This is a genomic window from Alcanivorax sp. DP30 (assembly GCF_009882945.1).
Classification (GTDB): Bacteria; Pseudomonadota; Gammaproteobacteria; order Pseudomonadales; family Alcanivoracaceae; genus Alcanivorax.
Map to the genome: position 1 here is coordinate 234,145 of NZ_WTUY01000002.1, position 20,855 is coordinate 254,999.

At 56.9% G+C, this 20,855-nt stretch carries 23 protein-coding genes; 12 read left to right on the forward strand and 11 right to left on the reverse strand.

Annotated elements, in window-relative coordinates:
* Nucleotides 1-19 precede the first annotated feature (19 nt).
* Both GQF00_RS01640 and sixA read left to right on the forward strand, forming a co-directional pair.
* Complete coding sequence (locus GQF00_RS01640) at nucleotides 20-1,048, forward strand: NAD(P)H-dependent glycerol-3-phosphate dehydrogenase (RefSeq protein WP_161317408.1); 1,029 nt, start codon at nucleotides 20-22, stop codon at nucleotides 1,046-1,048.
* Nucleotides 1,045-1,521 carry a phosphohistidine phosphatase SixA gene (sixA, locus tag GQF00_RS01645; protein ID WP_161317410.1) on the forward strand — a complete coding sequence of 159 codons (477 nt, stop codon included), beginning with the start codon at nucleotides 1,045-1,047 and terminating at the stop codon, nucleotides 1,519-1,521. The genes GQF00_RS01640 and sixA overlap by 4 nt, the downstream gene beginning before the upstream one ends.
* A 511-nt stretch (nucleotides 1,522-2,032) precedes the next feature.
* Here the strand turns inward: sixA and GQF00_RS01650 are convergent.
* From GQF00_RS01650 to xthA, 4 genes are all read right to left on the reverse strand, one after another.
* Nucleotides 2,033-3,253, reverse strand: a complete 1,221-nt coding sequence (locus GQF00_RS01650) for a serine/threonine-protein kinase (protein WP_202560317.1) — start codon at nucleotides 3,251-3,253, stop codon at nucleotides 2,033-2,035.
* 46 nt (nucleotides 3,254-3,299) lie between these two features.
* The gene (locus tag GQF00_RS01655; RefSeq protein ID WP_161317412.1) at nucleotides 3,300-3,794 is read right to left on the reverse strand and encodes a two-component system response regulator; all 495 of its coding nucleotides are present in this window, start codon (nucleotides 3,792-3,794) and stop codon (nucleotides 3,300-3,302) included.
* Nucleotides 3,795-3,861: 67 nt separating this feature from the next.
* A complete protein-coding gene (locus tag GQF00_RS01660) occupies nucleotides 3,862-4,893 on the reverse strand; it encodes an ion transporter (RefSeq protein ID WP_161317414.1) in 1,032 nt (343 codons plus the stop codon).
* Nucleotides 4,890-5,705, reverse strand: a complete 816-nt coding sequence (gene xthA / locus GQF00_RS01665; protein ID WP_161317416.1) for an exodeoxyribonuclease III — start codon at nucleotides 5,703-5,705, stop codon at nucleotides 4,890-4,892. Before xthA ends, GQF00_RS01660 begins: the two co-directional genes overlap by 4 nt.
* Nucleotides 5,706-5,846: 141 nt before the next feature.
* Between xthA and GQF00_RS01670 the strand changes: the two genes are divergently transcribed.
* From GQF00_RS01670 to GQF00_RS01695, 6 genes are all read left to right on the forward strand, one after another.
* Entirely contained in the window at nucleotides 5,847-6,659 is an 813-nt protein-coding gene (locus GQF00_RS01670; protein WP_161317418.1) for an alpha/beta fold hydrolase, read from the forward strand.
* A complete protein-coding gene (locus GQF00_RS01675) occupies nucleotides 6,659-7,510 on the forward strand; it encodes an alpha/beta fold hydrolase (RefSeq protein WP_161317420.1) in 852 nt (283 codons plus the stop codon). Before GQF00_RS01670 ends, GQF00_RS01675 begins: the two co-directional genes overlap by 1 nt.
* 102 nt (nucleotides 7,511-7,612) lie before the next feature.
* A complete protein-coding gene (locus GQF00_RS01680; protein ID WP_161317422.1) occupies nucleotides 7,613-8,074 on the forward strand; it encodes a MaoC family dehydratase in 462 nt (153 codons plus the stop codon).
* Between the two features lie 354 nt (nucleotides 8,075-8,428).
* Entirely contained in the window at nucleotides 8,429-9,382 is a 954-nt protein-coding gene (locus GQF00_RS01685) for an alpha/beta hydrolase (protein ID WP_161317424.1), read from the forward strand.
* The gene (locus tag GQF00_RS01690; RefSeq protein ID WP_161317426.1) at nucleotides 9,375-10,460 is read left to right on the forward strand and encodes a diguanylate cyclase domain-containing protein; all 1,086 of its coding nucleotides are present in this window, start codon (nucleotides 9,375-9,377) and stop codon (nucleotides 10,458-10,460) included. The genes GQF00_RS01685 and GQF00_RS01690 overlap by 8 nt, the downstream gene beginning before the upstream one ends.
* Nucleotides 10,457-10,966 carry a DUF2505 domain-containing protein gene (locus GQF00_RS01695; protein WP_161317428.1) on the forward strand — a complete coding sequence of 170 codons (510 nt, stop codon included), beginning with the start codon at nucleotides 10,457-10,459 and terminating at the stop codon, nucleotides 10,964-10,966. The genes GQF00_RS01690 and GQF00_RS01695 overlap by 4 nt, the downstream gene beginning before the upstream one ends.
* 6 nt (nucleotides 10,967-10,972) lie before the next feature.
* Here GQF00_RS01695 and GQF00_RS01700 read toward each other — a convergent pair whose 3' ends face one another.
* On the reverse strand, nucleotides 10,973-11,773 hold the full coding sequence (locus tag GQF00_RS01700) for an SDR family NAD(P)-dependent oxidoreductase (protein WP_161317430.1): 801 nt from the start codon (nucleotides 11,771-11,773) through the stop codon (nucleotides 10,973-10,975).
* Nucleotides 11,774-11,798: 25 nt separating this feature from the next.
* Here GQF00_RS01700 and GQF00_RS01705 point away from each other — a divergent pair, with 25 nt between their 5' ends.
* Nucleotides 11,799-12,086, forward strand: a complete 288-nt coding sequence (locus tag GQF00_RS01705) for a hypothetical protein (RefSeq protein ID WP_237440346.1) — start codon at nucleotides 11,799-11,801, stop codon at nucleotides 12,084-12,086.
* Here the strand turns inward: GQF00_RS01705 and GQF00_RS01710 are convergent.
* The 5 genes from GQF00_RS01710 to GQF00_RS01730 all read right to left on the reverse strand — a co-directional run bounded on the left by GQF00_RS01710 (nucleotide 12,071) and on the right by GQF00_RS01730 (nucleotide 16,501).
* On the reverse strand, nucleotides 12,071-13,393 hold the full coding sequence (locus GQF00_RS01710) for a dicarboxylate/amino acid:cation symporter (RefSeq protein WP_161317432.1): 1,323 nt from the start codon (nucleotides 13,391-13,393) through the stop codon (nucleotides 12,071-12,073). The two genes, GQF00_RS01705 and GQF00_RS01710, sit on opposite strands and share 16 nt — an antisense overlap.
* A 181-nt stretch (nucleotides 13,394-13,574) precedes the next feature.
* The gene (locus GQF00_RS01715) at nucleotides 13,575-14,192 is read right to left on the reverse strand and encodes a hypothetical protein (RefSeq protein WP_161317434.1); all 618 of its coding nucleotides are present in this window, start codon (nucleotides 14,190-14,192) and stop codon (nucleotides 13,575-13,577) included.
* Complete coding sequence (locus tag GQF00_RS01720; protein WP_161317435.1) at nucleotides 14,189-15,484, reverse strand: ammonium transporter; 1,296 nt, start codon at nucleotides 15,482-15,484, stop codon at nucleotides 14,189-14,191. Before GQF00_RS01720 ends, GQF00_RS01715 begins: the two co-directional genes overlap by 4 nt.
* A gap of 154 nt (nucleotides 15,485-15,638) precedes the next feature.
* Complete coding sequence (locus tag GQF00_RS01725; protein WP_161317436.1) at nucleotides 15,639-16,121, reverse strand: EVE domain-containing protein; 483 nt, start codon at nucleotides 16,119-16,121, stop codon at nucleotides 15,639-15,641.
* Nucleotides 16,118-16,501 carry a hypothetical protein gene (locus tag GQF00_RS01730; RefSeq protein ID WP_161317437.1) on the reverse strand — a complete coding sequence of 128 codons (384 nt, stop codon included), beginning with the start codon at nucleotides 16,499-16,501 and terminating at the stop codon, nucleotides 16,118-16,120. Before GQF00_RS01730 ends, GQF00_RS01725 begins: the two co-directional genes overlap by 4 nt.
* An 81-nt stretch (nucleotides 16,502-16,582) precedes the next feature.
* Between GQF00_RS01730 and prmB the strand changes: the two genes are divergently transcribed.
* The 3 genes from prmB to GQF00_RS01745 are packed head-to-tail and all read left to right on the forward strand — an operon-like array spanning nucleotide 16,583 to nucleotide 19,854.
* Complete coding sequence (gene prmB / locus GQF00_RS01735) at nucleotides 16,583-17,509, forward strand: 50S ribosomal protein L3 N(5)-glutamine methyltransferase (RefSeq protein ID WP_161317438.1); 927 nt, start codon at nucleotides 16,583-16,585, stop codon at nucleotides 17,507-17,509.
* A 45-nt stretch (nucleotides 17,510-17,554) separates the two neighbouring features.
* Nucleotides 17,555-18,652, forward strand: a complete 1,098-nt coding sequence (aroC, locus tag GQF00_RS01740; RefSeq protein WP_161317439.1) for a chorismate synthase — start codon at nucleotides 17,555-17,557, stop codon at nucleotides 18,650-18,652.
* The gene (locus tag GQF00_RS01745; RefSeq protein WP_161317440.1) at nucleotides 18,649-19,854 is read left to right on the forward strand and encodes an MFS transporter; all 1,206 of its coding nucleotides are present in this window, start codon (nucleotides 18,649-18,651) and stop codon (nucleotides 19,852-19,854) included. Before aroC ends, GQF00_RS01745 begins: the two co-directional genes overlap by 4 nt.
* Here the strand turns inward: GQF00_RS01745 and GQF00_RS01750 are convergent.
* Complete coding sequence (locus GQF00_RS01750; RefSeq protein ID WP_161317441.1) at nucleotides 19,845-20,714, reverse strand: LysR family transcriptional regulator; 870 nt, start codon at nucleotides 20,712-20,714, stop codon at nucleotides 19,845-19,847. The two genes, GQF00_RS01745 and GQF00_RS01750, sit on opposite strands and share 10 nt — an antisense overlap.
* Between the last annotated feature and the right edge of the window lie 141 nt (nucleotides 20,715-20,855).

Consider the following 20,855-nt stretch of genomic DNA (forward strand, 5'->3'; position numbering starts at 1 on the left):
CAGTAAACAAGGCGTTCATATGACGCAGAAGAAATATCAGGCCGCCATCCTTGGTGGTGGCAGTTTCGGGACCGCCATGGCCAGCATTCTCGCTGCCAACGGTCATGGGGTTAACCTGTGGGTGCGCGATCCGGAAACCGCCGCAGCGATCAATCTTGATCGTGAAAACAGCCGATACCTGCCGGGTAAGGAATTACCGGAAGGCGTTAATGCCACCGACAGCCTTGAGGATGCGCTGGCCCAGGCGTCCATGGTGTTTGTTGCGATACCCAGCAAGGCTTTCGCAGAGGTGCTGGAACAGGCCCGCCAGTGGGTCCCTGAAGGAACGCTTGTGATCAGCTGCACCAAGGGGATTTATGCAGACGGCTTTTTGCTGATGAGCGAATTGCTGCATCAATATTGGCCTCATACCCGTATTGGGGTGCTCAGTGGCCCAAATCTGGCCAAGGAAATCGTCGAGCAGAAGTTTACCGGTACCGTGGTCGCCAGCGCAGACAACGAGCTCTGTCAGACGGTGCAGACGGCGCTTAGCTGTGACTATTTTCGTGTTTATGACAACCCGGATATCTATGGCGTTGAGCTGGGCGGGGCACTCAAGAACATCTACGCGGTAGCGTCTGGAATGGCCGCAGCGATTGGTGTCGGAGAGAACAGTCGCAGTTTCCTGATTACCCGAGCCCTCGCCGAGATGAGCCGCTTTGCGGTGGAGCTGGGTGCCAACCCCATGACGTTCCTTGGTCTGTCCGGAGTCGGTGACTTGATTGCGACCTGTACCTCTAATTTGTCACGCAACTATCAGGTTGGGTTTCAGCTGGGACAGGGCAAGTCACTTGAGGCGGCGGTGGAAGCCTTGGGGCAGACCGCTGAGGGCATCAACACCATTAAGCTGGTAGCGGACAAGGCGGCAGAGCTGAATGTCTACATGCCTTTGGCTACGGCCTTGTATCAGGTGGTTTACCACCAGCAGCCACTGGAAATCGTGATTCAGCAGCTCATGAGTGGCGAGTACAAGCACGATGTGGAATTCCAGCTCGGGGTCAGCGGATGAGGCTGTTTATCAGTCGACATGGCGAAGCGGTGGGGATGGCCCCCACTGATGCGCTTCGCCCACTGACTGAACATGGACGCACAGCGTTGCGCCAACATTGGCAGCAGCTCAAGGAAAGCGGTATCAGCCTTTCGGAGCTGATTGTCAGCCCTTACGTGAGAGCCCAGCAGACGGCAGACTGTATTGCCCAGGTGTACGGTGACCTGAGACGGGTGGATTGTGACGAGCTGGTGCCGGAAGCGTCACCGCAGGCGTTACTGAACTGGCTATTGGAAAACCCGGTCAGAGATAACGCTGTGTTGGTGAGTCACATGCCGTTGGTGGCTCAACTCACTGGGCTATGGACCGGTAGCCGTGAACGGATTGGTTTTGCGGTTGGCACTGTGGCCTGTCTGGACGTGGATGTGGCGGCTGCGGCAGGGGCTCGTTTACTGTGGTTATGCAGCCCCGGCGAGAGCCTAACAGGGCGTTAGAGTGGCCAGTCAGGATACGCTCTGCCGCTAATCGGCCAAAATCTACCCTCTGGAAACGGAATCGTACCGTTCGCCGTTTGCCGCTGGGCAGAGTCAGAGTGCTGTCGTATCTTGAATTCGATGGCGCTAGAACGCATGGCAGACTCCTGACAGCGCTATCAGCTCCCTGAGGGGGGGATGCGATGTCTCCTTGCATCGTGATTCAGGCAGATTTAAAGCACTAACCTCGGTTAGTGCTTTTTTTATGGGTGATTTACTGCCGTAACAGGCTGGGTGAAGTGGGAGTTGCGAGAATCAAAAGAAAATGAAGGCCGTCAGGGCATTTCCGGCCAGGTGTTTTCTGCTGCAGGAGCTCTCGGATATGCCTGCAAGGGATTCGGCGACATAGATAATACTGACTTACAGATTTCGGACAGCACGAAAGCCTTGGCTTTGATCGAGGGCTCTGATTATGAGCCTCGAAATGCGAAACTCGCGATTGAATCCCGAACCTTGCAACTCGAAACTGCTATCAAGCGTCTTCCTTGCCTGCCTTCTCCGGCTCCAGAACAAATTTCTCGATGGGTTCACCGTCGGCAGCGACCAGGTTGACGGAGACAGGGATACGCGACAGGAATTCGAGCCCGTCGCTGCGGCGCAGGTCGCGCAGGTATTCCTTCACCCGACCGCTGATCCATGGGTGCAATGTCGCCTTGATGGTGACTGCCTTGCAGCGTGCTCCCCGCTGGGTATGCCAGTCCAGCAGGGCGGAGCGCAGCACCGGAAAATGAGCCTGAAACTGCTCGAAATCATCTGCCACCAGATAAACATCATACTGGTACAGTTTGCCGCGCCAGCTCAGCCCCAGAGGAGTTTCCTTGAGGCGCAGACGTGGTGCCAGTGGGCTGTTGTTGCCTTGCTGGTGCGGGCGGTAGCTAGAGCGCTCTTTCTGATAGTGTTGCGGGCTTTCCAGAGAGTCCAGCATGACGATGACGGCATTACCATTTTCCGGGCGGTCCGCGGGATTTTTGGCAAGCAGGGCACGCAGCAGAGGCTGATAATGTCGCAGGCGAACCGGGAGCAGGGGAATGGGCTCGCGGATATGTGCTTGCGCCATGGCGACCATGTCCTTGCCCTGAAAAGGCGGGGTGCCGGTGAGCATTTCGTAGAACACGCAGCCCAGAGCATATAGATCCGATTGCGGGGTAAGTGGCTGGGCGCGGTGCTGTTCCGGACTCATGTACTTGGGCGTGCCCATCTGTCGGCTTTTACTGAGCGTGGAATCGTTGAGCATGCTGGAGGCGATACCAAAGTCCATCAGCAGCGCTGAGCCATCGGCGCGGAACAGGATATTGTCCGGTTTTACGTCGCGGTGGATGAAGTGATGCTCTCCAGCATAGTGCAGGGCGCTAGCCAGCTGGCGAAGGACGGTTTCAGCATCAGCCTCTGTCATCTCATTTCGGATACGCTCTTTGAGGCTGCCGCCAGTGACGTATTCCATGCTGAGATAGTGGTAGCCTTCATGCTCGCCCACGTCATAGACAGGCACAATATGAGGGTGATTGAGGCTGGCAACGGTTCGGGCTTCACGCATGAATTGTTCGGCGAAGCGAGGTTCCATGGACAGGGACGGGCTGAGAATCTTGATCGCCACCGGGCGTTCGAAGGAATTCTGGGTAGCCAGGAACACATGGGCCATGCCGCCTTTGCCAAGGCGTTCGGTGATTCGGTAACCGGGGAGTCTCAATGCCATTTTAGATGTATGCGCCGTCCTGACTATCAACGCATTTGTACAGGGTTCATTCTTTCCCGTACAGCGCTTTCATTTCCGCTTCGGACCGACGTGCCTGAGCGACCTTGGCTTCCAGGCGTTTCTTCTGGCGATCGAGCCCCAGGAAGAAGTTGACCTTGCTTTGCAGCAGCATGGGGTCAATGGGCTTGAACAGGTAATCCACCGCACCAGTGCGGTAGCCTTCCTGCACAAAGCGGGTTTCCTTGGAAATGGCGGTAACGAAGATAATCGGCACATTCTCGGTGCGTTTGTTGGATCGCATCAACTTGGCGACTTCGAAACCATCCATTTCCGGCATCTGCACGTCCAGCAGCACCAGTGCATAGTCATGCTTTAGCAGCTTGCCGAGCGCGGCATTGCCGCTGGTGACACTGTCCAGCTCGCAGTCCAGATCTTCCAGTACCACCTCAAGCGCAACGAGATTCTGTGGTGTATCGTCCACCATCAGGACACGGGACGGGGGCAGTGTCGGTTCGGCGTTGAGTTGTTCGCTGGGTGACATCGTTGTTATCCGGTCATGAGATTATGGTTGTCTGCTAAACTGTTGGAACTATGGTTCCTCAATAATATCAATATTTGTTCTCAAGGTCTTGAGCCTGTTCAGCCAATTTCCACTGTTGAACAGACACTTGTTGCTTGATCTGCTCCAGGATGTCGAGAAGGGTATCGCGAAGCAGGTCGTCCAGCCGTTCGCCATCGCCACGGGCGGCATCCAGTACATCGTGCAGGAGCTGTTCCAGCTGCGGGCGGTTAGCGGATGACGACAGGTCATCCACCAGCTGATCGACGAAAGCGCTGCCGGTTTCTCGCACCGCGTCACCGAGCAGCGCAATCGCTCTGGGGCCGGCAACGGGAATGGCCGCAAGGCGCTTGCCTGCCTGGGTGCGGGTAATGGCCTCGTCGGTGAGGTGGGCAAAGTAGCCCGCCAGCTCGTCACGATATTCGCTGTGTGTCTTGCGGGTGGCAGCAGCAATACGCTCTGCCACGAAATGCACCAGACTGGCCTGGCGGGGCACCAGCACTTGATTTTCGATGCGGTGCAGCAACGGACTGCCACCATCCACCTCACGCTGGGCGCCATTCAGGACATTGATGACAACCCGGTCGGAGACTTCCTCGACAAGGATGTTGTAGTACTTGATCAGGGTCTGGCCCAGCCAGGTCTGGGACAAGTCAATAATCCCCATGCGCTGCAGGCGGAACAGCAAATTCACGACTCTGAGTATGCGCAACCAGCGGAAGCTGCCCACCGGGATACAACCGAGCAGGTCATACCAGTGCGCGAAGGGGTAGAAAAACCAGCGATGATAGGTGCCGCGAGCAATGGCGACGATCCAGCGGATGGTGAATTCGGTGAGATAAACCGCCACAAAGCAGAGATCATAGAACAGAAAATCTGCGTGGATGGTGTCACGGTAGAAGCTGTGGAACGCCGGTGTGTGGGTTGCCAGAAGATTCTCGACGAGCGACACCTGGAAAAGCCAGTCGAACAGGATCAGACCCAGGTTGGCAATCACCAGGGTGATCATGAACAGGTCGATCAGGAAACCCAGGGAGTCCAGGTTCGGCTTGAGTTTTTCCGGGTGCAGCTTGATTTTCATGGCTTGAATCGGGCCCAAACCGGGCAGTGGTCAGAGGGCTTTTCCATACCCCGGAGCTCGTAATCCACACCGGTCTGGTCCAGTTTTTCCATCAACGGCGCTGTCGCTAGCAGGGTGTCGATGCGCAGTCCACGGCGTGGCTCACGCTCAAACCCCTTGGAGCGGTAGTCGAACCAGGAAAAGATGTCATCGGTGTCCGGGTTCTGATGGCGGAAGGTGTCGGTCAGGCCCCAGCTCACCAGGCGCTCCCACCATTCCCGTTCCTCCGGAAGGAAACTGGTCTTGCCTTCTCGCAACCATCGCTTGCGGTTGGCGTCGCCAATGCCGATGTCCAGATCTGTCGAGGAAATATTGAAATCGCCCATTACAACCACCTGCTGGTCGGGCTGGAGGGATTGCTCGAGATAATCCTGAAGGTCTTCGTAGAACTTCTTTTTTGCAGGGAACTTGGTCGGATGCTCACGGTTCTCGCCCTGGGGGAAATACCCGTTCAGCACGGTGGTGGTGGAGCCATCCGCATTGCGCAGGGTGCCGATGATCATGCGACGCTGGGCTTCTTCTCCATCGTTGGGGAAGCCGTATTGCACATCCTCCAGCGGCTCGCGGGTGATAAGGGCGACCCCGTAGTGCCCTTTCTGGCCGTGGTAGTAGGGGTGGTAACCCATGTCTCGCACTGCCTGCTCCGGGAACTCCGGGTCATGGACCTTGGTTTCCTGCAGACCGATCAGTGCCGGCTGATACTTGTCGATGACGGCCTGCAGTTGGTGCAGACGCGCACGAATTCCATTGATGTTGAAAGAAATCAGGGTCATAGGGCCTCCTTGGTGCCAGCATTGTACACGAACCGATGTCCTTGGCAGGCCCGGATCTGGCGTTATCAGACATGGATAGAGGGGAATGGACTTGGCTATGATGTGTCTTTTTGCACGTCTTAAGCCTGTCCGGGAGAGGTCATGTCTGCAGTACCCCGTGAAAAACCGTTTCTAGCCTTTGCTCATGCCAATGGCATTCCGGGTCATAGCTATGACACCTTTCTTGCTCCGCTGGCGGAGCGCTACCAATTGTTTGTCATTGATCGGGTTGGGCATGATCCGGATTATCCTGTTGATGCCCAGTGGCACAGCCTTAGTCTCGAACTGGAAGCCAAGCTTGCCCCCTTGCCCAAGCCGATTGTCGGCATGGGGCATTCACTGGGTTCCGTGTTGATGTACCTGGTGGCTCAGCGTCACCCTGAGTGGTTTTCGGCCCTGCTGATGCTGGATCCGCCGATGATGAATGGCTGGCAGGGAATGATGATCAATGTGGCCAAGCTGGCCGGGCAGATCGACAGGGTTACCCCTGCGGGCAAGAGCCGTGGCCGACTGGATTTCTGGGCAGATTGGGAGGCGGTGGAAAGCTATTTCGGCTCCCGGGGATTGTTCCGCGCCTTCGATCCTCGCTGCCTAAAGGACTATCTGAAGGCCGGGCTGGAGCCCTGGGAAGAGGGCTGGCGTCTGCGCTTCCGTCCCGAGACAGAAGTGGCGATTTTCAGGGAAACACCCACGGCGGCGACCCGGCTTCCACGGCTGAAAGTGCCGGCCGCAGTCGTAACCGGCAAACGGTCTCCGTCTCCCTTTCTGCACAGTGCCCGCCGAATCGCCCGGCGTCATCACATGATTCACCGTATCGCCGAAGGCAGTCATATGTATCCGCTGGAAAAGCCGGAAGCAACACTGGCACTCTGTAATGAACTGCTGGAACTGCTGCTTCGTAAGGAGGCCCCCTGATGAAGGCGAAGGAGCTTAAGTTTCAGGTTTACGGGCAGCAGCTGTCTGCTTTGCAGTGGGACGGTGACGGTGAGCCGGTGCTGGCACTGCATGGTTGGCTGGACAATGCCGCTTCCTATGCGCCATTAGCCAACCACCTGGGGCGCCCCATGGTGGCGCTGGACTTCTCCGGGCATGGTCATTCTGATCATCGACCCGGTGAAGTCGCAACTCATCTGGTTGATCACGTCCGCGATGTTCTGGCGGTGGCCGATCAACTTGGTTGGGAGCGTTTTACCCTGATGGGGCATTCCATGGGCGCCGGCATTGCCTGCCTGTTTGCTGCGGCCTGTCCGGACCGGGTGTCGAGACTGGTGCTGATTGAAGGGTTGGGCCCCCCCACCACAAAACCTGAAGACGTTGCCACTACGCTTCGCAAGGCCATGGATGACATGGCCGCCCTGTCAGGCAAGAAAAAACCTGTCTATTCGGAGATTGCTGATGCAGTGGAGGCCAGAACACGGGGCTTCGGGGGGCTAAGTCACGAGGCCTCTGCCTTGTTGGTTGAGCGGGGGCTGATTCCGGTTGAAGGGGGCTGGACCTGGCGTGCTGACAGTCGCCTGCGCTTGACCTCTTCGTTACGGCTGACTGAAGAGCAGGTGGAGGGGTTTGTTCGTGCGATAAAGGCTCCGGTATGTCTGGTCATGGGAGAGCAGGGCATGGGAGGCAACGGCATGTTCAGCCACCGCCTGGAATGGCTGGGTGATTCAGAGGTGGTGCGTCTTCCGGGTCGCCATCATCTCCATATGGAAGAACCGCAACGGGTTGCACAGGTTATCAACCAGTTTCTGGCCAAACATTCCTCTCGGTGACCAAAAGCACCAGCGCTGCAACCTCAGAAGTGCAAAGTGTCATGGTGTCAGGTCGCCTGTCGTCGCTAAGCTGATTCAAACAGAATTCAAGGAGCTTCAAAGATGAAAGTGGTAGAGGCGGCATCACTGGCCGAGTACGTTGGCAAGGAACTGGGTGCATCTGAATGGTTCGAGATTAATCAGGACCGGATCAATGCATTCGCCGATGCCACCCTGGATCACCAGTTTATTCATGTGGATCCGGAACAGGCGAAAAGCACACCGTTTGGCTCCACCATTGCCCACGGGTATCTGACCCTGTCGCTGTTGCCCTATCTACAGAGCACTATTGATGGCTTTCTGATGCCCAAGGGCATGAAGATGGCCATGAATTATGGTTTTGACAAGCTCCGTTTCATGGCTCCGGTCAAAGTTGGCAAGCGGGTCCGCGCGGTCGCAACCTTGATGGACGCAACTGAAAAACGTGAAGGTCAGTGGCTGTTGAAGTTTGCCTTTAATGTGGAAATTGAAGGTGAAGACAAGCCGGCCCTCGCAGCAGAATGGTTGCTGATGTATTTCGTCTGATCAGAGGCAAACCCCTCCTGGGCAGGTCTGCTTTTTTTGCATGGCAGACCTGCTTTTTTTACCGTGCTAGCCTGCATGCCACATGCGGCCCGTGAGTTTTCCGGCAGCCGCCGCTGGTACGTCCTCTTTTTAAGCTTCCGCTAGACGCTGCCGGCCTTAATTCCGGCAATTCCCCAAAGATCAAGTTTTAGCAATTCGTTAATTTCCATGCCCAACAGACTGATTTAAAAGCAGTTAATGGCTCATTATGCCGGGTTTTCAGGCTGGTAAATGTTTCGTAATGGTCGTAATGTAAGCCTAATGTCTTAGGCAGGCAGATTCAGAATTAGCCGGCCCGTTAACCAGGGATAGATCATGTGGCACCGAACCCGACAATGGCTGCGCCGTGTAGTCGACAATCGCTCTGCGATTCGCCGTGACTTGCGTCTTGGGCTGTACCACGTTGCGGATCTGCCGCGCCTGCTGCTCCCGCTTGGCAATGAGCCGGGGGCGCGATCTGAATTGTCCCTGTCGTCCTACTCCAGCACCAGCGATGCTTTTGTCTCGTTACTCCAATTGATCGTTCCGGCTACCCGTGAGTCCATCAGTCAGGGCTCGTTGGTCTGCCACCCGCCACGGGTGTCAGAACCTTCTGAAAATACCCGTTGGTTCTTTATTAACGGTATGGGGACTGCACCGCCGGTGGCGCTGCTCAATGCCAGTGAAATTGCCCGGCATTTCCAGCGCCCAGTTACCCTGATTCACACCCCCACCTGGGGCATTGTGCGTGACGTGGCGGAATCCATCACTGCGCGCACGCTGCGCAAGGATGGCAAGCTGTCGCGCCCTGCGCTCAATGTGATTATTGACGCGTTGGAGAAACAGGATCAGGTGGTGCTGATCTGCCACTCCCAGGGCACCATTGTGGCAAGCTACATCGTGCGTAAACTGCTGCGAAATCCATCCGTGCGTCACCTGGTCAGAAAGCTTGAGATTTATTGCATCGGCGGAGTGGCTGACAGTCTGGAGATTGATCCTCAGCTGACTCTGGCTGCAGGGCATCCGGTGCCATATGTCGAGCATTTCGCCAACGGTCGCGATTACCTGGCCGAAGTGGGGATTCTCGCACATCTGGATAGCACGGCGGGCACGGTGTATTGCCTGGCGGAACACTCTGGACATTTACTTAATCAACACTACCTGCCGGCTATCGTGCGGGGTGACTTCTGTCAGCGAAGTTCGCGTCTTTACGGCTATGCGAGAGGGCGCCAACCCGGTCTGAAAGGAGCAATGTCCGTGGCCATTAAACAGATGGGGAAACATGGATAAGCAGATAAAACCTCTACTGCTTTTTGTCGATGATTCCAGAGTCATGCGACTGGCAGCGGAAAAGATGCTGGGCAAGGAGTTTCGAGTCGAGGTGGCGGAACATGGCGTCGAGGCCTGGGCCATGATCGGCAATAATCCGGATTACAGCGTGGTCTTTTCCGATTTGGCGATGCCGGAAATGGATGGTTATGCCCTGTTGGGGAAGATTCGCAACAGCCCGGATGAGGGTGTGGCAAGAATGCCAGTGATCATTGTTACTGGCGCCGAAAATGATGAGGAGGCGCGAAACCGGGCATTGGCATCAGGGGCCACTGATTTTATCAGCAAACCCTTCAACTCAACGGATTTGCTGGCCCGGGCCCGGGCCCATGCCAATTATCAGCAAGAACGCAAGGCGCTTGCCCGACAGGCCATGGTTGATCCGTTGACCGCGTTGGGTAACCACCGCTATCTGACCCACCGGCTTGGTCAGGAGCTCGCCTTGTCTGCCCGGCAGAAGAGTGCCCTGTCAGTGGTACAACTGGAAATTTACCAATTCAATCAGTTTTTCATACAGCTTGGTAAACGGCGAGCGGATATGGTGTTACTGAAGCTGGCGCAGTTGCTCCAGGGAGTTGTTCGCAAGGAGGATTCGCTGGCGCGCAGCAAAGTGGACCAGTTTACTGTGTTGCTGCCGTCTGCGGACATTGAGGGCGCACGCCGCTTTGTCGAGCGCACTTTGAAGGTATGCGAGAAGCTGGCATTTCACCACCGCGGCAAACTGCAGAGGCTACCTGTCAATGTGGTGCTGCACAGCCCGGATGCCGACAGCAAAACCAGTCCGGAGGCTTTGCAGAAGATACTGGACGGTTATATGCAACGGGCCAGGGCCGGTGGGGCGGGCACCGTTGTCGGGGATGACGACGAGGTGGCTGCGGCCGAAAAACAGGTGCCAGTCATGGGGGTCGAGCAGGCTCTTGGGCTGATTCAGGCAGGCAAACAACGGGTTGTCGTGAACGCGCTACCGGATTTAAAGCGCCAGCTGATGCCGCTCTTGAAATTGATGCAGCAGGCGTCCTCTGGCCGGGAGATAGTATGAAAGTGAAGGTCGATCGGGAATATCCGATCAACGTGGAAAAGCTCTACCAAATCATGACCAGCAAGGCGTTCTTCGAACAACGCTTTGAGTGGGGCAGGGTAACGGATTACCGCTTTGAGGGATTCGAGGAGACTGCAAAAGGGCTGTTACTGAAAATCTTTCAGCCAGTGAAATTCCGGTCCGACAAGATTCCCGGCTTTGCCAGGCGATTCCTTCCTGAGCAGGCCGAGCTGATGACAGAGTTTCTTTGGACGCCGCTGTCTGAGGGTGCCGGTTATCAAGCAGAATATCGATTCCAGCTCGGGAATGTTCCGGTGAGTGTCGCGGGTAGCATGATGTTGAGTCGAGACGGCGATGCCCATTCACTTCAGATCACCGAAGTCGAGGTGTCGTCTTCCGTGCCGATTGTAGGGAAGAAATTGGTGGGGTTGTTGGCCGACAAGGTGGATGACGCCTTGGCCGGGGATTACCGCCAAACACTGCGTTACCTGGAAGAATGCTGCTAAACCGGGTTACCGTGGTCTATAGCGCTTGCCCAGTTGCTTGAGCGCATCTTCCCAGCGGCGGCGGAACCAGCGTTTTTGCCGCCATTGGGTACGAATTTCTGGTGTGGCGATCTGCAGGCTGCGATCACAATCGATCGCGTTGTAGATTGCTGACGACACTTCATCCAGGCTGGCCGCAGTCTGGTTGGCAAGTCGCCGAAATCGCGTCGCGCTCAGTGGATCGCTGGCGTCGATATCATCAGCGCACTCAGCGAGAAGTGGAATCGCCACTGCAGAAACGCTTATGCCGCTTTCGTGCATTTCGGCATACAGGCTGTTGCTCAGTGCCTTTATGGCGGCGCCCATGGCACTTTGACATGCCGTCAGGGGGGAAGGCAGCAGGGCATATTCAATTATCACGTTGAGGATTCTGCCAGTCTGCTGGTGGCGCAGGGCTGTGAGGCTGCTCTGGCAGAGATGCACCGTGTCCATCAGCTGTGAATGAATTTGCTGTTGCCACTGGCCTGCGGAAGTTGCCTCAAAGGGGCCCACGCTGATATGACGCGGCAGATTGATCACCACATCCAGTTGCTGCCAGCGCCGCATTATCCGGTCCACGTTTCGGCGGTGATCCTGACCTTCTCCCTCACGGGTTTCCAGAAACATGGCTTCCCTACCTGCGGCATGCATCTGTGAACACAGCTGGTTCCCTCTTGCGCTGTCATTCCCAGTGATGGCCACCCGGTATTTTTCAACAGCAAGGCGAGCCACGGCCTCCCCAAGCGGGGTGTCTCCATGGTTTAGCAACAGGACGGGGGCGTGTTTCAAAGCGACTCCAGAATCCGGCCAGGGGATGACAAAAATATTAAGTGAACATGTGTTGACATTAGATATTTGCAAGTTAACATGTGTTCACAACCTAAAGAAAGGAGTCATTCCAATGGTGTCATACAAGCAGATTTTCAAAGATATTGTTGCGCTGATCGCGGCAGTGCTCTGTGCCATTGTTCTGGTTGCAGGCCTTTCCCAGAACAATGAAACGCTGTTCGCCGCACTGCTGGCCTTTGCCTTGATGGTGCCTGTAATCGGCAGCAGTGCAGTTAGCCTCAAAAACGACCTCAGCGATCAGTTCAGCGCTTGATGGTGTTCACGGGCAGCGTTAGCTGCCCGTGCTTCCATCTCATTCACCGGCAAGGAAAGCACTTGTTCTTCCCCTTCGCTGCGTGCCAGTAATACCGTCACCACACTATCTCCCCAAATGTTCACTGCGGTGCGGCACATGTCCAGAATCCGGTCTGTTACCAGAATCAGGCCAATGGCTTCCGCCGGCAGGCCGATGGCAGCCAGAATGACGGTAATTGCCACCAGTGAAGCAGCGGGAATGCTGGCCACGCCAATGGATGTCAGCAGGGCGGTGATTACAATCATGAACTGCATGCCAAATGACAGATCCATGCCGTAGGCCTGGGCAATGAAGATGGCGGCGACGCATTCATACAGGGCGGTACCGTCCATGTTGACCGTGGCACCCAGCGGCAAGACGAAACTGCTGGTTTTTCGGGAAACCCCGGCCCGGTCCTGAACGCACTCCATGGACAAGGGCAGGGTGGCAGCGGAACTGGCAGAAGAAAAGGCGGTTAGCAGCGCCGGCATCATGGCCTGGATATGCCGTAGCGGGGAGCGTTTGGCCAGCAGTAAAATCAGCGCGGGCATGAATACAAAGGCATGGGCGAACAGCGCGAGGACCACCGTCAGGAAGAACCAGGCAAGGGGCTCAATGGCATCCATGCCAGTGCGTGTTACTGTGGCAGCGATCAAGGCAAACACGCCGATGGGGGTGAAGCGGATGATCAGCATGGTGATGCTGATCATGACCTGGTAGATGCCATCAATCATCTGTCTTACGGTTTCGCCGCCGGTGCTTTTCTCGACTCTCAGATAGAAACCGAAGAGCAGGGCGAACACGATAAGCCCCAGCATCTGGCCGTTGGCCGCGGCGGCAATCAGATTGGCAGGCAGCATCTGATGCAGAATCTGGGTGAAGTCCCCGGCGCCCCGACCTTCGATTTTCGCAAGTACGTTGTCTGTCTCAGCCGACAGGCCGAGCAGGCCCCGGGCGGGTTCGCCATCGATAATGCCTGGTGTCAGCATGTTCACCAGTATCAGGCCAATGAGAATGGCCACCAGCGAGGTGGTCATGTAAAGAAACACGGTTTTAAGGCCCATGCGGCCCAGATTGTCGCCGCCACCGACGCCGACCATGCCGGAGATGATGGCGGTAACTATCAACGGAACAACCAGCATTTTCAGGGCATTGATGAAGAGGCTGCCAACCAGGTCATAGCCTGATAGCACGGATACCCCAAAGAGCGTGCTGGTCTCACCGGTAATGGCGCCAAGCCCGGCGCCGGCCAGCATGGCAATAAAAATCTGGTGGTGTAGCTTCATGGAAACCCCTGTCCCTGGTTTTATTGTTGAGGACACTTTGCGTTTAGCTGTCAGCGGAGCGGCTTAAAACGGCCAGAAGTGGATGCTGACCGTGGCGCCGTGAAATGCCTCAGCGATATCGCAACAGGTTACCTTATCTGCGTAACAGGAGCAGGGGCTGTTTTGGATTTTAGTGCGTGTATCACATCAGCTTTTTCAGGGAAGCTTCCAGTCCCCGTTGACTTCGTGCCCTGGTATAGGCCGATTTCAGGTGGGTGTCTGCTTCCACGGGGCCCAGCCGCTCACACATGAGTACATACGCATTGTTGAGCTGCTGGCGCAGCGCCTCAAGAGGAAGGCCTCCCAGGGTGCGGCCCGGTGATTGCAGCCAGTGTTCCACTGTCAGGCGTATTTCAGGGGTGATACTGCGCCCGCGCAGCATGCCGATCATGTCCAGCCGAAGCTGTGATGCAACTGAAGCTGGGAGCTCCTCCCACAAAAGCTCCAGAAGCATCTGGAAGGCCGCAGTGTAGGGGTGGTTTTGCTGGCTTTCGCCGCTGCTCACAGCAATTGGGTCGCTGGCCAGCTCTTGTTCCGACATGGACATGGCCTGCACAAGGCTCATGTGGATGTGGTGGCGCCTTTCGCCCAGATCAAACAGTTTGCACAGATCGCTGACGTAACCCTGCAGTGAGTAGCGGGGCCGTTCCGAGTAGTGTTGTTGCCAGTGGCTGATGGCCTCCATCAGCACCGCCTCGTTCATATACGGTGTCAGTCCGGTAACAATAGCCCGACGGCGCCGCTGCAGTTCCTGAGTCATCGACGTCCCTCCGCCTGGCTGGTCATTTCGGCGTCATACAGGCTGTTCTGGGGAAATTCAGGGTAGCCAGTTTCGTCATGTTCGCTGAGATCAAGGCCTCGCTGCTCATGGAGGGCGGGTGCTCGCAAGCCTGTGATGGCTGCAACAGCCAGATACATGATCAGGGCAGCAAAGAATGCCCAGCAGAATGCCACCACGATACCAAGGAGTTGCACGGTGATACGCTCAGGATTGAACAGATCTCCGTCATAGAACATGCCCGCAGCCAGGGTTCCCCAGGCGCCAGCAAAGGCATGGACCGGCACAGCGCCAACCACGTCGTCGAGTCGTAGCGACAGCAGCAAACGGGCACCGGCCGCAGCCAGTGCGCCGGCAACCAGGCCGGTGAGAATCGCAAAAGCCGGTGTCATGACCGCACAGCCCGCTGTGACCGCAACCAGCCCGGCGAGGCTACCGTTAACGGTCTCGGTGAGCAGCACAGGGCGACGAGTGCCCAGGCGCAGCAGTGTACTACCTACCGCACCTGCGGCAGCCGCCAACTGGGTGTTCAGGTTCACCTTGGCGATGTCGACGCTGGCGGCAAGGGTGGATCCTCCGTTGAAGCCAAACCAGCCAAACCAGAGGATGAAGCCTCCCAGGGCCACATAGGACAGGTTGTGCCCCGGAATACTGCGGGCCTGACCCTGTTTGTCGAAGCGGCCCAGGCGTGGCCCTACCACCATGATTCCTGCCAGCGCGCACCAGCCGCCGATGCTGTGGACTACGGTGGAGCCAGCAAAATCAATGAATCCCAGTTGTGCAAGCCAGCCGTTACTGTTCCAGGCCCAGCTGCCGAAAAGCGGATAGATCACCCCGGTGATAACGATGGCGCCGCACAGATACCCTGCGTAGCGGGTTCGCTCCGCCATGGCGCCCGAAGCGATGGTGGCGGCGGTGGCCGCGAACATGATCTGGAACATGATCATGGCCCAGGTGCTGTGATCGGCCTGGCTGAGCGCGAAATGATCCTCACCAAACCAGCCTGAGGGGTTGGTGCCGAACATCAGTCCGAAGCCAATAGCCCAGAACACCAGAGTGCCAACGCAGAGGTCCATGTAGTTCTTCATGACCACATTGAGGGCATTCTTGGCGCGGCTCAGGCCGCTCTCCAGCAAGGCGAAGCCAGCCTGCATGAAGAACACCAGCGCAGCGGCGATGGCGATCCAGACGGTGTCGGTAGCAGTGAGGGTATCTGCGTGAGCAAAGCCGGGCAGAGCGAGCAATAGAAGGGTGTGTCTGCATTGCAGTTTCATGGACTGAACCCAATTCGTATGAAAGAGACGAGACGGGCTACTGCAACGGCTATGCCAACAACAAAAAGCCGGCTTTTGTGGGGCGGGTTAGTTCTTTCTTACTAGCCTTTTGACTCTTATTGGTGCGCAATCCTGTTTTGGTGCGCAATGTGCACTATGCAGAAACATCCATAGGCTGGCACAGGGTCTGGATCAGCTGATACTGGCGATCGGTCACTCTTTGTACGGAAAGCCGGGGTCTGACGATCAGCTCCATGTCGGCAAACTTGGCATCCTGCTTTAGCCGTTTCAGGGTGACGGGATTGGGATAATGGCGGATAAAGCGCACATCAATCTGAAACCACCGAGGGGTTTCCCGGCTACTGCGGGCATCATAGGCCGGATGCTCGGGAAGAAACTGGGTCGGGTCGGGGTAGGCGGCCCGGGTGACAAGGGCTTCGCCCACGATGGCAGGTGTGGCACAGCTGGAATGATAAATCAGCACCCGGTCACCTTCCTGGATATCGTCACGTAGCCGGTTCCGGGCCTGGTAATTGCGAACGCCATCCCAGCCGGCAGTCTGATCCGCAGCATTTTCCAGGTGCTGGATGCTGAAGGCGTCGGGTTCGGTTTTGAGCAACCAGATGGCGTGTGTCAAGAATGCTCCGGAGTGTGATTTTTCGTCAGGAGCTGGCGAGCCTGCTGGATGCTGGAGCAAATGTAAACCGGGAAACCAGGCTGGTTCATCTTGAGCATGATGTTGGCAAAAGTGCGGTTGAGCAGATTCTCCAGGACCAGCACCTTGGCTTCTGTTATGGCCGCGAAATCTTCTCCGCAGGCATAACGTGATGCGCCGAAATCCAGGCCACCAATGCGGCCAACATAAATCGCTAGCTGTTTGCGGTGCTGTTGCTGGGTGAAGATGGCGTGGCGCTGGCGATAAATGGATAATTCCTGCGCCATGTCCACTACGGTGCCATCATTGATGTCGACAATGGTGAAGATGTCTTCCTGATAAACCTTGATTGCCGCGCTCATGAGGCTCTCTGGAACGTGTAGGACAGGCTTTTATACAGCATTTTGTGCTAACCTTCAGCGCCTGTTGACGGGAGAGTGGCCTTGATCACATTGGCAATCAAGAATGAAGCGGTGACGTCGTTGAAAACAGTGCGCGATTGTCTGCGTTTCGGCGAATCCCGCCTGCGCAGTGGCGGTGTATTTTTTGGCCACGGCAGCGATGACCCCTGGGACGAAGCGTTGGCGTTGTTGATGCACGTGCTGGTGCTGCCGGTGAACAGTGATCCGCGGATTCTCGATGCCCGGCTTTTGCCCAGCGAAATCTCAGCCTATGTGGACTTGCTTATGCGGCGTATCAACGACCGTATGCCGGTACCATACCTGACGGGCGAGGCCTGGTTCTGTGGCTTGCCCTTTACGGTGGATGAGCGGGTGCTGATCCCCCGTTCTCCTCTGGCTGAACTGATCGAGCAATCCTTCACCCCCTGGGTAGACCCGAATCAGGTGCATGCGGTGCTGGATCTGTGTACCGGGAGTGGCTGTATCGCCATTGCCTGCGCTTACGCCTTTGAGCATGCTCGCGTTGATGGCAGTGACATCAGCGACGATGCGCTGGCGGTGTTTGCTGCGAATATTGCCCGTCACGGGGTTGAGGACCAGGTGCAGGCGTTGAAGTCTGATGGGCTGGCGACAGTGAATGGCCCCTATGACCTGATTGTCTCCAATCCCCCCTATGTGGACGCCATGGATATGGCGTCCCTGCCGGATGAATATCGTCATGAGCCAGAGTTGGCTCTGGCCTCCGGGGATGATGGCCTGGATTTTACCCGTCAGTTGCTTCGTGATGCCCCGGATCAGCTCACTGAGCAGGGTGTATTGATTGTGGAAGTGGGTAACAGCATGGAGGCCATGATGCAGGAATGGCCTGAAGTGCCGTTCTTCTGGTTTGAATTCGAGCGTGGTGGGCATGGTGTATTCATGCTTACCCGCCAACAGCTGCTAGAATACCGCAGCGTGTTTGACGTCTGAGAATAGTCGAGTAGATCCGGTTAGTCTGACCGGTTGAGGAGTCGCATGTCCGGCAACAGTTTTGGTGAGCGTTTTCGTATCACTACCTTTGGTGAAAGTCATGGTCTGGCCCTGGGAGCCATCGTCGACGGTTGCCCCCCCGGTCTGGAGATCAGCGAGGAAGATCTGCAGGTGGAACTGGATCGCCGCAAGCCCGGCACCAGCAAGTACACCACCCAGCGCCGCGAACCGGATCAGGTAAAGATCCTGTCCGGGGTGTTTGAGGGCAAGACCACAGGCACCTCCATTGGCTTGCTGATCGAGAACACCGACCAGAAGTCCAAGGATTATTCCAACATTGCCGGAACCTTCCGTCCGGGGCATGCGGACTACACTTATACCCAGAAATACGGCTTTCGCGACTATCGCGGCGGTGGCCGTTCTTCTGCACGAGAAACGGCCATGCGTGTGGCCGCCGGTGCCATTGCCCGCAAGTTTCTGGAAAGCCGTCTGGGCATTCGCATCTACGGTGGCTGTACCCAGATCGGTAATGTGCGTGCTGAACAGTTCGACTGGTCGGTGGTGAACAATAATCCGTTCTTTTTCCCGGATGAGGCGAAAGTGCCTGATCTGGAAACGCTGATTAATGCCCTGCGCAAGGACGGCTCGTCCATTGGTGCCCGGGTAGAAGTCTTCGCCGACGGCGTGCCGCCCGGCTGGGGTGAACCGGTGTTTGACCGTATTGATGCAGATCTGGCCAAGGCCATGATGTCCATTAATGCGGTCAAGGGCGTGGAAGTGGGTGATGGTTTTGATGTGGTTAACCAGCGTGGTGAGCAGCACCGCGATGAGATGACTCCGCAAGGCTTCCTCAGCAATCATTCCGGTGGTGTGCTGGGCGGCATCAGCTCAGGCCAGCCTATTCGCGTGGCCATGGCGCTCAAGCCCACATCCAGCATTTTGATTCCGGGCAAGAGCATCAATCTTCAGGGGGAGGCCTCCGAGGTAGTGACCAAGGGCCGTCATGATCCCTGTGTCGGTGTGCGTGCAACCCCCATCGCTGAAGCCATGCTGGCCCTGGTGCTGATGGATCATTATCTGCGCCACCGCGGTCAGAATGCTGATGTGGACGTTCCCTTTCCGCCGATTCCGGGGCAGGCATGACCGAGCGCCCTCTCACTGAGAGGGCGTCGCCATTGCCTTACTACTGGCGACTCTCCGGGTTTTACTTCTTCTACTTCGGGCTGCTGGGCACTCTGGTGCCGTATTGGTCCCTGTATCTGAAAGATCTGGGCTTCAGTGCGGCCGGTATCGGCGCGCTGATGGCCATCCCCCAGCTGACCAAGGTGGGTGCCCCCAATCTGTGGGGCTGGCTGGCAGACCGTAGCGGGCAGCGCCTGCGCATCATCCGTGCCGGTAATCTGTTGGCGGCACTGGCGTTTCTGCCGGTGTTCTGGATCGATACCTTCTGGAACATGGCATTCCTGCTGATCGCGTTCAGTTTTTTCTGGAACGCGGTGCTGGCCCAGTTTGAAGTGCTGACGCTGCAGTCACTTGGTGATCAGGCCCACCGTTACAGTCATGTCAGGCTGTGGGGGTCCGTTGGTTTTATCGTTTCTGTGCTGGCGTTGGGCGAAGTGCTGGATCGCATGGGAACCGGGTTATTGCCCTGGGTGCTCAGTGGTCTGCTGTGGTTGCTATGGTTGGGCACACTCACGTTACCGGCGGGTTCCCCGCACCAGCCGAAAGAGCCGGGTTCACATCAATCACTGTGGGTTGTGCTCGCCCGCCGCGAGGTGGCCCTGTTTCTGGTCGCCTCCTTCCTGATGCAGATGTCGCATGGGCCTTATTACACCTTCTTCAGCATTCATCTGGAGAGCCTGGGGTTCAGCAAATTCATCACTGGCGTCCTGTGGGCATTGGGTGTGCTGGCTGAGGTGGGCTTGTTTGTGATCATGCACCGTCTGATGCGGCGCTTTTCCATACCGTGGATTCTCACGGGCAGCCTGCTGCTGGCTGCGTTACGCTGGCTTATCATTGGGCTGTGTGATGATTCCATGCTCTGGCTCGTGGTGGCCCAGTGCCTTCATGCGGCCACCTTTGGCAGCTTTCATGCTGCCAGTATCGCCTGGGTCCACCGCCAGTTCGGCGATGCCATGGCGGGGCAGGGGCAGGCGCTGTATTCCAGTCTTGGTTTTGGTGCGGGTTGGGCGGCCGGCGCAGGCCTTTCCGGGCTGCTCTGGCCGGTTTGGGGTGTGTCTCTGTTTCTGGCAGCGTCTCTGGTCTCTCTGGCCGCTGCAGGCTTGCTGTTATTGGGTGGCGTCACCAGAGAGCGGCGGGGTGAGCGCCGCCGGGATCATGCCTGATGCAGTGCGCGCAAGAATGCCTGGGCCGCATTGGACTGACTACGTGCCGGGTGGGTGACCACGCCAAGTTGCCGTTCGGGAAGAGGGGCGTCCACCGCTAATTCAACAACACCGCTGTCGACCATGGTGGCGGGCAGTACACTCCAGCCCAGGCCGATGGAAACCATCATGTGGATGGTTTCCAGATAGTTGGTGGACATGGCGATATCCAGCTTCAGGTTGTGCTCGTCAAACAGCCGTTCAACGATGCCGCGGGTGAAGGTGACCGGGGAGGGCAGGATGGCGCTGTGTCCCGTCAGGGCTTCCAGGGTCAGGTTGTTCTGTTTGGCCAGTGGGTGCTCAGGCGCGCACATGAAAACCAGCGGGTCCTGCCAGATCACCTGGCTATGCAGCCGCTCATCCGGTTGGGGGGGCAGAGTTACCACGCCCATTTCCAGCTCGCCGTGCAGCACGCCCTCCCAGGCCTCTTCTGAATCAATGAAGTGAATATCCAGAGTGACCTTCGGGTAATCCCTTGAGAATTGACGCAGTACCGGGGGAAGGCGGTGAAGACCGATATGGTGGCTGGTGCCAATGCGCAGCTTGCCGGACACCTCGCCGGAAAGGTCATGGATCGCTCTGGCCATGTCTTCCACATCCATCAATACCTGGCGAGCGCGGGGCAGAAGTGCACGGCCGGCTTCGGTGAGCTTGATCTGGCGGCCAACCCGGTCAAACAGGCGCGCTTCCAGCTGCTGTTCAAGCATGGCGATGCGTTTGCTGATGGCGGGTTGAGTGATATACAGGCGCTCAGCTGCCGCGGAAAAGGAGCCGGTTTCGGCAACGGCCATGAAAGCGGTGAGGGTCGGTGTATCTATCATTCCCTGTGATCCTGATTGGTCTCTGGCGGGGATAATAATTGGTTATCTTAAAAATGAAAAATATGAATTGGATTTATTAATGGCCGAACCCTACATTATTCACCAGTGATAGACCAGTGCATTTTATGGTCTCAGCCAGCA